This is a genomic window from Bradyrhizobium sp. TM102 (assembly GCF_009176685.1).
Taxonomy (GTDB): Bacteria; Pseudomonadota; Alphaproteobacteria; order Rhizobiales; family Xanthobacteraceae; genus Bradyrhizobium; species Bradyrhizobium ottawaense.
In genome coordinates, this window is record NZ_AP021855.1 from 3,266,401 (window position 1) to 3,278,403 (window position 12,003).

Below are 12,003 nucleotides of genomic sequence, written 5' to 3' on the forward strand. Positions count from 1 at the left end.
GGGCGGGCGCTAACCAATCGAAAATACCTCTCGCGGCAACTCAAGGATGTGAAAACGCGGGAGTGCTTTCATGGCGACCAACACTTTTGGCCGACGCGGCGTTACGGCGCCGCCGTCAAGAGCGTCGTTTCAACCCGTCGCCGCGCCGACCGTGCGGGAGATCGTGCGCGACCCCGCTCGGCCCTTGCCGAGCGAAGGGACGCTTTTTGGCGATAACAGGCTTCTGGCCGATATCCCTTTCCTCACCATTGGCCTGATTTTCGGTCTGCTTTTGATCTTCGCTCTGCAACGCAGCCTGGCCATCGACGTTGCGCGGGATGGTGACCTCGACGTCCGCTCGCTGATCGCCCAGGGCGCGTCGGGCTACGATCTCGTTGTCGGACGAGGAGAGTGGTGGAGGATTGGCCTTGCGCCGCTGCTGCACGGCAGCGGGTGGCACCTCGTCAGCAACTGCATTGGGTTGTTCATCGTCGGCGTCAGGCTGGAGTCTCTGATCGGCCGTGGCTGGTTTGCGCTGATCTTCGTCGCCAGTGCAGTGGCGGGCGAGGTCGGCTCTCTGCTGGGCAATGGCCCCGGCACGGTGGGCGTGGGCGCGTCCGGCGCCATCACCGGGCTCATCGCCGCGCTGTTCGTCGCGAGCTTCGAGCCCGAAGCGGACGCCGATCAAACCATATCGAGACTGAAGACGTCGCTCTTCTTCGGTGTTCCCGCACTGCTGCCGCTGGCATTCGGCGCCTCGGGCAATGTCAACTATTATGCCCATGCAGGCGGTGCGGTGGCCGGTGCCGCGCTTGCGATCACGCCGTGGCTCGCCTTCTGGTCCTATGACAGCCTGCCGCGGAGCGCCGGCATGACGTTGCTTGCAGCATCCCTCGGATCTCTGATCTGCGCCGGCTTCGCCGCCGTTCATTATTCGTCCTACATGGCCGATGCCGTGCACTATATCCGCGCGTCGGAAGTGCCGGCGAAGGCTGACGAGATGGTCAGCCGGTCGTTCGATCTCGTCACCCGCTACCCAAAAGACGCGCGGGCCCACGTGTTCCGTGCGGTCTTCTTCCTGGAACAAGCCAACCTCAGTGCCGCCGAGACGGAGGCGCGAACCGCCCTGTCGCTCGCCGCTTCAGATGTGGCGGGTGGGCCGGTGCGCTCCGGGGCACAGGGCTTGATGGCGGTGTTGCTGTGGGCGCAGGGACGAACGAGCGAGGCGAAGGCCATGGCGGTCGAGCCCTGCCGTGCCAAGCTGGCCGAGGTGCGCCGCATCTTGCAGAAGTCGAAATTGTGCAGTTGACCAGGCTACGGCATCACCACGGGTCACGTGATGACCCCCACCACCGCCCCCATCAAGCACGTCGTCAGCGTTCCTGATACGATCGACTTCAATCCCAGCGCGTTGATCTCCTCGCGCCGCTCCGGCGCCATCACGCCCAAGCCGCCGATCATGATGCCGAGGCTGGCGAAGTTAGCGAAGCCGCACATCGCGTAGAGCATGATCAGTCGCGAGCGCGGGTCGAGCGCATCGCCCGGCAGCTTCGCAAAGTCGACATAGGCGATCAATTCGTTGAGCACGGTCTTGGTGCCCATCAGGCTACCGGCCGTCACCGCCTGATCCCATGGCAGCCCCATCAGCCAGCACACCGGCGCCATCACGAGACCGAGCAGGCGCTGCAACGAGATCGCGGCGCCGCCAACATTCGGCAGCAGGCCGAGCATGGCGTTGACGAGATAGACCAGCGCCACCAGCACCAGCAGCATGGCGACGATGTTGATCAGCAGCTCGATCCCCGCGCTGGTGCCTTTCACGATCGCATCCATCGTGCTGGAGACTTCCATCTCCGGATCTTCGAGCGTGCCGCCGGTACGCGTGTTGGAGGTTTCAGGCACCATGATCAGGCTGACGAGGATCGCGGCCGGCGCGCCCAGCACGGAGGCGATGACGAAGTGCGCGGCCGCGTCGGGAATGAGAGGAGCAAGGAGCGTCGCATAGAGCACCAGCACGGTGCCGGCGATGCCCGCCATGCCGCCGGTCATCACCAGGAACAATTCGCTGCGAGTCATCTGCTTCAGATACGGCCGCACGAACAGCGGCGCCTCGACCATGCCGAGAAAGATATTGGCGGCGGTCGAGAGGCCCACCGCGCCGCCGACGCCGAGCGTCCGCTCCAGCAGCCAGGCCATGCCGCGCACGATCGGCGGCAGCACGCGCCAATAGAACAGCAGCGTCGTCAGCACGCTCATGACCAGCACGATCGGCAGCGCCTGGAACGCCAGGATGAAATCGGCGCCAGGCACCTTGAGGTCGAAGGGCAGGGCGCCGCCGCCGACATAGCCGAACACGAAGGCGGAGCCGGCGCGCGAGGCAGCCGAGATCGCGCCGACCGCATCGTTGATGGCGCCGAAGGCGTGCGCGACGACCGGCAGCTTCAGGAGCACGATCGCGGTGACGAAGGTGGCGACGAGGCCGATCGCCGCCTGCCGCAGCGACACGGCGCGCCGATTCTCCGCCAATGCGAAGGCGATCAACAGCAATGCGAAAATGCCGAGTGCCGATTGCAAACGCAGCATGATGTCCCCAAACCCTCAATGATTATGGCCGGGCCGGCGCTGCAAAGGCAATGCCGGGAGCCGCTAGAAGCGCCCCACTGTTGACAAGCGGGGCCACCTCGGCCACGCGGGGGCCTTCGACAGTGAGGGGGAGAGCGGTCCGAGGGTGACCCAAAAGGCGATGCCAGAGCAGCTAAATTCCGGACATCCGCCGGTCAGCGCCCGCGCGCTCCTCGCCCACCGCGCGTTCCTGTTCTTCCTGCTCTCGCGCAGCCTGTCGCGCTTTTCCAGCCAGATCGCGGCGGTCGCGATCGGCTGGCAGATCTACGATCTCACCGGCTCGGCCTTCGACCTCGGCATGGTCGGCCTCGTGCAGTTCCTGCCCACCGCGCTCCTGGTGTTCGTCGCCGGCCACGCCGCCGACCGCTATGAGCGCAAGCGGGTGGTCCAGCTCTGCCAGTTCGTTGAAGCGGCGACCGCGCTCTATCTCGCAATCATCACCTATCTCGGCGCGGTCGGCGAAGTCCAGATCTTCATCGCGACCTTCGTGCTCGGCATTGCCGGCGCGTTCGAGAGCCCGACCACGGCGGCGCTGCTGCCGCTGATCGCGCCGCAGGGCTCGCTTCAGCGTGCCACCGCAGTCTCCAGCGGGGCGGCGCAGGTCGCGACCATCACCGGCCCGGCGCTCGGCGGCTTCGCCTATGCGGTCGCCCCGCATCTTGCCTATGCCATGATGGTGCTGTTCTGGATCTTCGGCATGATCCTGACCGGCTTCATCCGGCCGCGTCCGCAGGCGATCGCGAAGCAGGGGATGGACTCGGACAACATCTTTGCCGGCGTTCGCTTCATTCGCAGCAATCCGGCGATCCTTGGCACCATCTCGCTGGACCTGTTCGCGGTGCTGTTCGGCGGCGTCACCGCGCTGCTGCCGATCTATGCCCGCGACATTCTGCAGACCGGTCCGGTCGGGCTCGGCGTGCTCCGTGCCGCGCCGGCGGTCGGTGCGCTCCTGATGACCATGGTGCTGGCACGTCACGCCATCTCGAGGCACGTGGGCCTGCGCATGTTTCAGGCCGTGATCGTGTTCGGCCTCGCCACCATCGTGTTCGCGCTGTCCTCCTGGATGTGGCTGTCGGTGCTCGCGCTCGCCGTGCTCGGTGCTGCCGACACGATCAGCGTCGTGATCCGCTTCTCGCTGGTGCAGCTGTCCACGCCCGACGAGATGCGCGGCCGGGTCGGCGCGGTGAACTTCCTCTTCATCAACGCCTCGAACCAACTCGGCCAGTTCGAAAGCGGAGTGGCCGCCGCACTGCTCGGCGCCATGCCGGCCGCCGTGCTCGGCGGCGTTGCCACCGTTGCGGTGGCGCTTTTGTGGATGAAGCTGTTTCCGAGCCTGCGGCAGGTGGAGAGTTTGGAGTAGGGGAATGTCTCGTGTCCCGGACGCGGTGCGGCGCGAAGTGACGCGCCGCTGAGCCGGGACCCAGGAGCACAAGCACGAGATCGCGGAGGCATGGGCCCCGGCTCAGCAGCGCGTCATTGCATGCCGCACCGCGTCCGGGGCACGGGACTGGATGCCCCCCGAAAGTCTCGGACAAAGCACAGAGGAATCAAAGAGATCCCTACTGTGCATGGGGTTGTTTTCGCAGTTTTGAGTTCAGCCCCGCCCCACGAACGGCATCTTGGTCGCCATCACCGTCATGGTCAGCACGTTGGCATCGAGCGGCAGGCCGGCCATGTAGGCCACGGCATCGCCGACCGCTTTCGCATCCATGCGCGGCTCGTGCTTGGTGGTGCCGTCAGGCTGCAGCACGCCGGGGCCGTTGACCATGCGATCGGTCATCGGGGTCGCGGCGTTGCCGATGTCGACCTGGCCGACGGCGATGTCGTACATGCGGCCGTCGAGATTGCTGGCCTTGGTCAGGCCGGTGATGGCGTGCTTGGTCGAGGTGTAGGCCGCCGAGAACGGGCGCGGCGCGTGCGCCGAGATCGAGCCGTTGTTGATGATGCGGCCGCCGCGCGGGGTCTGATCCTTCATGATGCGGAAGGCGTGCTGGGTACACAGGAACGGCCCGGTGAGGTTGGTGTTCACCACCGCCTGCCACTGCTCGAGGCCGAGATCCTCGAAGTTGACGGCGGGGGCGCCCATGCCGGCATTGTTGAAGAGCACGTCGAGGCGGCCGTAGGTCGCCTTCACCTTGTCGAACAGTGCCGCGATCGAATCAGGCTTGGTCATGTCGGCGGTGACGCACAGGCTTTTGCCGGCGGGGCCGAGCTTTGCCGTCTCCTCGAGCATGTCGAGCCGGCGGCCGACCAGCACCACGGTGAAGCCGGTGTTCATCAATGCCAGCGACGCGGCGCGCCCGACACCGGTGCCGGCGCCCGTCACCACTGCGATCTTCTTTGCTTCGCTCATTGTTTCCTGCCTTTTCTCATGCTGTCAGGTTTTGGGTTCTTTTTCGTTCTTGTAGGGCGGCCGAGGAATGTTCTGGTGCGCCGCGCGCAGCGCCGCCGACCAGCGCGAGCGCAGATCGTGGAAATAGGGCTCGCCCGCCTCGATGCGATGGTTGAGATCGGCCTCGCAGGCATCGGCACGCACCACCAGCACGTCGATCGGCAGCCCGACGCCGAGATTGGAGCGCATGGTCGAATCCATCGAGATCAGGCCGGTCTTCAGCGCCTCGTACAGCTCGACGTCGTAATGCATGGCGCGGTCGAGCACGGGCTTGCCGTATTTGTGCTCGCCGATCTGCAAGTACGGCGTATCGGTGGTGCACTCGATGAAATTGCCGGCGGTGTAGATCATGAACAGGCGCATCCGCGAGCCCTTGATCTGGCCGCCGAACAGGAACGAGACGTCGAACGAGACGTCCTCGGATCTCAGCGCGGGGCCCTCGGTCGCATGCACCGCGCGGATCGCCCGGCCGATGCGCTGGGCGGCCTGGAACATGGTCGGCGCGTTCATCAGCGTCTCGACCTCACCCGTGTTGGGGTCCTCCAGGCCTTCGGTCAGCGTGGACAGCACCGACTGGCTGATGGCGAGGTTGCCGGCGCTGGCGATCGCCATGATGCGCTCGCCGGGCTTCGAGAAGATGTGCAGCTTGCGGAAGGTCGAGACGTTGTCGAGGCCGGCATTGGTGCGGGTGTCGGCGATCATCACCAGACCATCCCGAACCAGGATTCCGCAACAATAGGTCATTTCCAGTCCCCGAACGCGTTTGCGCGGAATTACTAGCCAATTTCGGAGGCCGGTCCAACCCCCGATTCCCATGGGAAGGTCGTCATTCCGGGGAGCGGCAGCTAGCTCTGTCACTCAATCCGCCGCATCCACGAGAAACGCCTCGTCAACCGGCACGCCGAGTGCCGTGACCAGCCGGTTGGTCTCCGCGGCCATGCCGACGATGGCGAGCATCTCGGCATATTCGGCCTCCGTCATGCCCTTGGCCCGCGCAGCGGCGGTGTGCGAATGGATGCAGTAGCTGCAGCCATGCGCGATGGAAACCGCGACATAAAGCATTTCCTTGACCTTGGGATCGTGTGCGCCGGGAGCCATCACCTCCTTGATGCTCTCCCACGTCCTGCGCAGCGTCTTCGGATCATGCGCCAACGCGCGCCAGAAATTGTTGACGAAGTCCGACTTCCGCACCTTGCGGATATCGTCGAAGACGGCGCGCGCTTCGGTGGAGAGTTCATCGTCCGAAAGCAGCTTTACAGTGGCCATTGGTACCTCGCGGGGGGCAACTTCGATCCCCGCGAGTGTAGCACGACCCATGCGTTCGGACGGCTGCGCCTAGCTCTGCCGTTGGGATTGCGATTGCGACGGCCCGCCGCGGCCGGCCTGCTCGACCTTCACGGCCACGGCCAGCGTCTCAGCGCCGCCGCCATAGCGGGTGCCACGCACCGGGGCTGCGCCGAGATAGTCGAGGCCGATCGCGACGCGGACATGGGCGTCGGTGGCGCAGATGCTGTTGGCGGGATCGAATCCGACCCAGCCGAGATCGGGAACGTAGGCTTCAGCCCAGGCATGGCCGGCGTCCTGATGCACCGTGCCGTCCGAGCGCAGGAAGTGGCCGGAGACGAAGCGCGCCGGTACGCCGCCGGTGCGGGCGCAGGCAATGAAGATGTGCGCGTAGTCCTGGCAGACCCCGCGCTTGAGCGTGAACGCCTCCGCCGCCGAGGTTCCGCTGTTGGTCGGGTCCTCGTCGAAGGTCATGTGATCGCCGATCTCGGTCATCAGCGTATGCAGGAAGCCGAGCGTGTCGCTCTCGGCCTCGCTGCGCAACTGGCGCGCAACCGCCATCATCGCCGGATTGACCGAGGTGAGATCGGTGGCGCGCAAGAACATGCCGGCCGGAAAGCGCTCGTCGGTCCCGCGCAGCACGCCGCCGGTGTCGTGGGTCTCGATCAGGCCTTCTGCGGTGATCTTGATGTCGCCGACGGGCCCGCAGGACAGCACATGGGTGACGTTGCCGAAGGCGTCTTCGTGGGTGTCGAGCTTGGTGTCGGTGGAGACGTCGATCTGCCATTCCGCAACATACTGCCCGTCATGGCTGCCGGGCGTCATGCGCAGGATCTGGATCACGCTGGTGGCCGCCGGCTCGTAGCGATAGGTCGTGGTGTGCAGGATTCGCAGGCGCATGGTGGACCGTGTCGTTAGTGGTTAGGCCCGACTGTCGCCGCAAAGAAGCTCGTCATGCCCGGGCTTGTCCCGGGCATCCACGTTCTTCCTCGTCGCGCGAAAGCAAGAACGTGGATGGCCGGGACAAGCCCGGCCATGACGGTGTATCCCATGTCGTCAGCCGGGTGACATCAGATCAAATACTGCTTCGTGATGATTTCGCCCAGCCTGGAATTGTCGGTGATGAATTCCTGAATGAATTCATGCACGCCATGCTGGAAAATGTCGTTCATATTGCTGTGTTCCAGCCGGTTGCGGATGCCGCGGGCGTGGCGCTGGGCCGGGCCTTGGCGGCCATAGGCGACACCGATCTGGTCGAGGTTACGCACGAGATTGCCGTAGCAGCTGGCCAGCGAGCGCGGCAGCGTGTCGTTGAGGATGAGCAGGTCCGCGATCAGCCACGGCTTCAGCGTCTCGCGATAGACCCAGTGATAGGCCGTCAGCGCCGAGACCGAGCGCAGGATCGAGCTCCACTGATAGAAATCGAGCGGGCCGCCGACATGCTCCTCCTCGGGCAGCAGCACGTGATACTTCACGTCGAGAATGCGCGCGGTGTTGTCGGCGCGCTCCAGATGCACGCCCATCCGCGAAAACCAGTAGGCGTCGTTGCGCAGCATGGTCCGGTACGCCGAACCGTCGAAGCGCAGCGAGGTCTCCTGCACGAAGCGCAGGAATTTTGCGAGGTCCTCGCGCGTCGAGGTGCCCTTGCTCCAGACCGCCTGAAGCTCGATCCAGGCCGAGTTGATGGTGTCCCACATCTCGCTGGTCAGCGCGGTGCGGACCGAGCGCGAGTTCAGCCGCGCCGCCTCGATGCAGTTCCTGATCGAGGATGGGTTGTCCACGGAGAACGAGAGGTAGTCGACGACGTTGTGCTCGTTGGCTTCCTCGTAGGTCTGATAGAAGCTGGCAGCGACGCCGGCGGTGAGCAGCGCCGAGTCCCATTCATTGGTCTTGCCAATATAGGCGGCGGGAAGCGCGGTGACGCGCAGCGTCGCATCGATGGTGCGCGCGAGATACTCGGCCCGTTCGACGTAGCGGGCGAGCCAGTAGAGGTTTTCGGCGGTACGCGACAGCATCTGACTACTCGTCCAGGATCCAGGTGTCTTTGGTGCCGCCGCCCTGGCTCGAATTCACCACCAGGGAGCCTTCCTTCAGCGCGACGCGTGTCAGGCCGCCCGGCACGATGGTCGTGCTCTTGCTGCCGGTGAGCACGAAGGGGCGCAAATCGACGTGGCGCGGGGCGAGGCCGCTTGCGGTGCAAGTCGGGCAGGTCGAGAGCGCCAGCGTCGGCTGCGCGATGAAACCTTCGGGCTCGCGCTTGAGCTTCTCGCGGAACGCTTCGATCGTCGCCTTCGTCGCGGCGGGCCCGATCAGCATGCCGTAGCCGCCGGAGCCGTGCACCTCCTTGACGACGAGCTCGCTCAAATGATCCAGCACATAGGCGAGGTCCTTCGGCTCGCGGCAGCGCCAGGTCGGCACGTTCTTCAGGATCGGCTCCTCGCCGAGATAGAATTTCACGATGTCCGGCATGTAGGAGTAGATCGCCTTGTCGTCGGCAATCCCGGTGCCGACGGCGTTGGCGAGCGTGATGTTGCCGGCCGCATAGGCCGACATCAGCCCGGGCACGCCGAGCGCGGAATCGGGACGGAAGGTGAGGGGATCGAGGAAGTCGTCGTCGACGCGGCGATAGATCACGTCGACCCGCTTCACGCCCTCGGTCGTCCGCATGAACACTTCGTTGTTCTTGACGATGAGATCGCGGCCCTCGACCAGCTCGATGCCGAGCTTGTCGGCGAGGAATGAGTGCTCGTAATAGGCCGAGTTGTAGACGCCGGGGGTGAGCAGGGCGACCGTCGGCTCGCCCGAGGCGCTGAGCGGCGCGACGGAGCGGAGCGCCGAGAGCAGCTCGTCCGGATAGCGCTCGACCGGCGCCACCTTGTGGCGGGCGAACAGATCCGGAAACAACCGCATCATGATCTCGCGGTTTTCCAGCATGTAGGACACGCCGGACGGCGTGCGCGCATTGTCCTCCAGCACGATGAAGTCGTTGGCATCGACCCGGACGATGTCGATGCCGGCGATGTGCACATAGACGTCGTGCGGCACCTGCTGGCCGTTCATCTCGGGCCGGAACACCGGGTTCTGGAAGATCAGATCGTCGGGCACGATCTCGGCGCGCAGGATGTCGCGGCCATGATAGATGTCGCGCAGGAACATGTTGAGCGCGCGCACGCGCTGCTTCAGGCCCTTCTCCAGCAGTGCCCATTCCTTGCCCGACATGATCCGCGGGATCACGTCGAAGGGGATCAGGCGCTCGGTGGATTCGGCCTCTCCATAGACCGCGAAGGTGATGCCGATGCGGCGGAACAGCAGCTCGGCCTCCTGGCGGCGATATTCAAGCGCCTCGGGAGGCGTCTCCTTGAGCCAGCGCGCCAGCTCCTGGTAGGCGGGGCGAAGGTCCCCGCCCGGAATATTCATTTCATCAAACGCGACTGCCATAGATGCCGACTGTTCTCCGCAAGGCGTTGCGCCAATGGACAGGTCGCCAGGCCCTGGTGAAGCCGCAACGTCCTGACCATGCGGCAAGAGTGCATGACTTTCATGTGGTAGCAAGGGCCGGGCCAGCGCGATAAGCATGGACTGGCAGCATTTGTCGGGGATGGCCGGCGGCTTGCCTGAAAAAATGGCTGAGGACTGCTTATTTCGACAGCAAAACCGCGTGACTTCAACGCGTTACCTCGGCAAAGTCGGCGCCACAGGTGAGGGACTTAAGTTATGAGCGAGATCGTCACGGCGGGCATTCTGGTCATTGGGGACGAAATCCTGTCCGGCCGGACCAAGGACAAGAATATCGGCTTCATCGCCGAATACCTGACCAATATCGGCATCGACCTGAAGGAGGTCCGGGTCGTCTCCGATGACGAGTCCGATATCATCGCTGCCTTGGATGCACTGCGGCATCGCTACACCTACGTCTTCACCACCGGTGGCATCGGGCCGACCCATGACGACATCACCGCCGACAGCGTCGCCAAGGCGTTCGGAGTCGGCATCGACCACCATCCGGAGGTGGTCGCCCGTTTCAAGGAGCGCTGGAGCGAGCAGGATCTCAACGAGGCCCGGTTGCGCATGGCCCGCATCCCCGACGGTGCCGAGCTGATCCAGAGCGCGACCATCCTCGCGCCCGGCTTCAAGATCGGCAATGTCATCGTGATGGCCGGCGTGCCCTCGATCATGCAGGCGATGATGGACATCGTCTCGCCCAAGCTGAAATCGGGCGTGCGCATGCTCTCCGAATCGGTCCGCGCCAATGCGCGGGAAGGCGACATCGGCAGCCCCTTGCGCGCGATCGCCGCCGCCCATCCCGACACCATCATCGGCAGCTACCCCTTCATGGACGAAGAGCAGAAGCCGAATACGAACCTCGTGGTGCGCTCGCGCGATGCTGACAAGCTCGCGGCAGCCATGAGCGCGGTGAAGGAAATGCTGGCAGGATTGAACATCACTCGTTAGCAGGGAATTTGCCGGCAGGCGAAGCAGGAGACGACAATGGCAGGTGAAGCACCGGAACTGAGTGCGCAGGAGCGGGCGGGCAGGGCCTTCCCGGTCTCGTGGGACCAGTTCCACCGCGACTGTCGGGCGCTGACCTGGCGGCTCAACGAGGTCGGCCCGTTCCACGCCGTGATCGCGATCACCCGCGGCGGCCTGGTGCCGGCCGCGATCGTGGCGCGCGAGCTCGGCGTGCGCATCATCGATACGGTCTGCGTCGCCAGCTACGACCACGACAAGCAGGGGGACCTCCAGGTTCTCAAGGGTATTTCGGAACAGGCCATGAAGCTTGGTGGTGGCACTGGCAAGGGGCTGTTGATCGTCGACGATCTCGTCGACACCGGCAAGACCGGCAAGCTGGTGCGCGAGATGCTGCCCGACGCGCATTTCGCCACCGTCTACGCCAAGCCGAAGGGCCGCCCGCTGGTCGACACTTTCATCACGGAAGTCTCGCAGGATACCTGGATCTTCTTCCCCTGGGACACCGCGCTGTCCTACCACCCGCCGCTCCGCGACGGCGCGGCGTGACCAAGTGGGAATGGCGGGGGGCGAATGGCGAGTAGTGAATCCCCAATTCGCAATTCCCCATTCGCCACTCGCCCGCTCCAAAACCGCGTCACACCGCTCGGCGACATCATCGCCACCCCGCATCGCGGCACGTTCACCGGCAATCGCGGCATCATCCACGATCCCGCGACGAAGACGCTCCTGAAGAAGCGCTGGTCGTCGCCGGCCTGGATCACATGCCTGTGCGAATTCCGCGGCTGGCGCCGGCCGGTGATGGCGCGGCGGAGCTGGACCGAGCTGTTCTTTCTCGACGAGGCCACCGCCTTTGCCGCAGGTCACCGGCCCTGCTTCTTCTGCCGGCGCGAGGATGCCAACCGCTTTCGCGCGGCGTGGGAGAGGGGTAATGGCGTGAGCAAGGTGAGTGCGAAGGCGATGGACGCCCAGCTCCACCTCGAGCGTCTGGATCATGGCCGCAAGCGCCTGCACGCAGTGCCGGTGCCGCTCGCAGAATTGCCCGACGGCGCGATGGTTCAACGGGGCGAGGAGAGCTTTCTGGTGGTGCAGGGAAGGGCGCTGTTATGGTCGCCAGCCGGCTATGCCCCCGCCGAGCGCGAGCTGGAGAGCCCAATGCTGCTGACGCCCCCGTCCACGCTGCGTGCGCTGAACGCTGGATATCAACCGGCGCTGCATCCGACCGCGCTGGACTAGCAGGGCGGCCTGCGGATCCCAGC

Annotated in this window: 12 protein-coding genes; 5 read left to right on the forward strand and 7 right to left on the reverse strand. The window is 65.0% G+C overall.

The features are described 5' to 3' along the window. Window positions 1-70: 70 nt before the first annotated feature. Window positions 71-1,288 (forward strand): rhomboid family intramembrane serine protease, encoded by a 1,218-nt coding sequence (locus GDN70_RS15410; RefSeq protein WP_038973679.1) that lies wholly within the window; start codon window positions 71-73, stop codon window positions 1,286-1,288. A 23-nt stretch (window positions 1,289-1,311) separates the two neighbouring features. Here the strand turns inward: GDN70_RS15410 and GDN70_RS15415 are convergent, their stop codons facing one another. Continuing rightward, window positions 1,312-2,562: a NupC/NupG family nucleoside CNT transporter gene (locus GDN70_RS15415; protein WP_038949944.1), complete on the reverse strand. Its 1,251-nt coding sequence runs from the start codon at window positions 2,560-2,562 to the stop codon at window positions 1,312-1,314. Window positions 2,563-2,722: 160 nt separating this feature from the next. Here GDN70_RS15415 and GDN70_RS15420 point away from each other — a divergent pair, with 160 nt between their 5' ends. Then, on the forward strand, window positions 2,723-3,961 hold the full coding sequence (locus GDN70_RS15420) for an MFS transporter (RefSeq protein ID WP_095426284.1): 1,239 nt from the start codon (window positions 2,723-2,725) through the stop codon (window positions 3,959-3,961). Window positions 3,962-4,195: 234 nt separating this feature from the next. Here GDN70_RS15420 and GDN70_RS15425 read toward each other — a convergent pair whose 3' ends face one another. From GDN70_RS15425 to GDN70_RS15450, 6 genes are all read right to left on the reverse strand, one after another. Further along, window positions 4,196-4,954, reverse strand: a complete 759-nt coding sequence (locus GDN70_RS15425) for an SDR family oxidoreductase (RefSeq protein ID WP_028141195.1) — start codon at window positions 4,952-4,954, stop codon at window positions 4,196-4,198. Between the two features lie 24 nt (window positions 4,955-4,978). Next, on the reverse strand, window positions 4,979-5,737 hold the full coding sequence (locus GDN70_RS15430) for a proteasome-type protease (RefSeq protein ID WP_028141194.1): 759 nt from the start codon (window positions 5,735-5,737) through the stop codon (window positions 4,979-4,981). Window positions 5,738-5,851: 114 nt separating this feature from the next. Beyond that, window positions 5,852-6,259, reverse strand: a complete 408-nt coding sequence (locus GDN70_RS15435) for a carboxymuconolactone decarboxylase family protein (RefSeq protein ID WP_152102739.1) — start codon at window positions 6,257-6,259, stop codon at window positions 5,852-5,854. Window positions 6,260-6,328: 69 nt separating this feature from the next. Continuing rightward, window positions 6,329-7,177 (reverse strand): transglutaminase family protein, encoded by an 849-nt coding sequence (locus tag GDN70_RS15440; RefSeq protein WP_038949940.1) that lies wholly within the window; start codon window positions 7,175-7,177, stop codon window positions 6,329-6,331. Between the two features lie 170 nt (window positions 7,178-7,347). Further along, entirely contained in the window at window positions 7,348-8,292 is a 945-nt protein-coding gene (locus tag GDN70_RS15445; protein WP_028141191.1) for an alpha-E domain-containing protein, read from the reverse strand. A gap of 4 nt (window positions 8,293-8,296) precedes the next feature. Then, window positions 8,297-9,715, reverse strand: coding sequence for a circularly permuted type 2 ATP-grasp protein (locus tag GDN70_RS15450; protein WP_038949939.1), 1,419 nt, complete (start codon window positions 9,713-9,715; stop codon window positions 8,297-8,299). A 276-nt stretch (window positions 9,716-9,991) separates the two neighbouring features. Between GDN70_RS15450 and GDN70_RS15455 the strand changes: the two genes are divergently transcribed. From GDN70_RS15455 to GDN70_RS15465, 3 genes are read left to right on the forward strand one after another with little or no spacing between them, the layout of a single operon-like run. Beyond that, on the forward strand, window positions 9,992-10,729 hold the full coding sequence (locus GDN70_RS15455) for a molybdopterin-binding protein (RefSeq protein WP_038949938.1): 738 nt from the start codon (window positions 9,992-9,994) through the stop codon (window positions 10,727-10,729). A gap of 36 nt (window positions 10,730-10,765) precedes the next feature. Continuing rightward, window positions 10,766-11,293 (forward strand): xanthine phosphoribosyltransferase, encoded by a 528-nt coding sequence (gpt, locus tag GDN70_RS15460; RefSeq protein WP_028141188.1) that lies wholly within the window; start codon window positions 10,766-10,768, stop codon window positions 11,291-11,293. Window positions 11,294-11,317: 24 nt separating this feature from the next. Then, window positions 11,318-11,980, forward strand: coding sequence for a hypothetical protein (locus GDN70_RS15465; protein WP_049806658.1), 663 nt, complete (start codon window positions 11,318-11,320; stop codon window positions 11,978-11,980). Window positions 11,981-12,003: the final 23 nt, after the last annotated feature.

What these genes read in the sequence shown, in the direction of transcription:
- GDN70_RS15410 (WP_038973679.1), top strand. Translation starts at nt 71, where the DNA reads ATGGCGACCAACACTTTTGGCCGACGCGGCGTTACGGCGCCGCCGTCA.
- GDN70_RS15415 (WP_038949944.1), bottom strand. Translation starts at nt 2,562, where the DNA reads ATGCTGCGTTTGCAATCGGCACTCGGCATTTTCGCATTGCTGTTGATC.
- GDN70_RS15420 (WP_095426284.1), top strand. Translation starts at nt 2,723, where the DNA reads ATGCCAGAGCAGCTAAATTCCGGACATCCGCCGGTCAGCGCCCGCGCG.
- GDN70_RS15425 (WP_028141195.1), bottom strand. Translation starts at nt 4,954, where the DNA reads ATGAGCGAAGCAAAGAAGATCGCAGTGGTGACGGGCGCCGGCACCGGT.
- GDN70_RS15430 (WP_028141194.1), bottom strand. Translation starts at nt 5,737, where the DNA reads ATGACCTATTGTTGCGGAATCCTGGTTCGGGATGGTCTGGTGATGATC.
- GDN70_RS15435 (WP_152102739.1), bottom strand. Translation starts at nt 6,259, where the DNA reads ATGGCCACTGTAAAGCTGCTTTCGGACGATGAACTCTCCACCGAAGCG.
- GDN70_RS15440 (WP_038949940.1), bottom strand. Translation starts at nt 7,177, where the DNA reads ATGCGCCTGCGAATCCTGCACACCACGACCTATCGCTACGAGCCGGCG.
- GDN70_RS15445 (WP_028141191.1), bottom strand. Translation starts at nt 8,292, where the DNA reads ATGCTGTCGCGTACCGCCGAAAACCTCTACTGGCTCGCCCGCTACGTC.
- GDN70_RS15450 (WP_038949939.1), bottom strand. Translation starts at nt 9,715, where the DNA reads ATGGCAGTCGCGTTTGATGAAATGAATATTCCGGGCGGGGACCTTCGC.
- GDN70_RS15455 (WP_038949938.1), top strand. Translation starts at nt 9,992, where the DNA reads ATGAGCGAGATCGTCACGGCGGGCATTCTGGTCATTGGGGACGAAATC.
- gpt (WP_028141188.1), top strand. Translation starts at nt 10,766, where the DNA reads ATGGCAGGTGAAGCACCGGAACTGAGTGCGCAGGAGCGGGCGGGCAGG.
- GDN70_RS15465 (WP_049806658.1), top strand. Translation starts at nt 11,318, where the DNA reads ATGGCGAGTAGTGAATCCCCAATTCGCAATTCCCCATTCGCCACTCGC.